A 250-nucleotide genomic window follows, 5' to 3' on the forward strand; every position below is an offset into this window, starting at 1 on the left:
TGAATGTCCTTAAATTGCTGTGTTGTTTTAAGGAAGGTTAATTATTAATAGATTTTCTTTTAGTTTTTAGACTGATAATTCTGGTTTCATACCCAAATCACGTAAATGCTTAAAGTGAGCGATAACAGCACTTCGCATTGTTTTGTATTCGTAGTAAGGCAAATTGCATTCCTTTGCAGTTTCTTTTACGATTTTTGCAATTTTACCATAATGAATGTGACTGATATTTGGGAAAATGTGATGCTCGATC

The 250-nt window shown here is 32.0% G+C and carries 1 pseudogene; it reads right to left on the minus strand.

The annotated features are described in order from the left end of the window. Positions 1 to 66: 66 nt before the first annotated feature. A pseudogene (locus ACWA1B_RS23215) lies at positions 67 to 250 on the minus strand (acyl-CoA desaturase); the annotation flags it as partial.

This window comes from Flavobacterium xizangense (genome assembly GCF_054075145.1).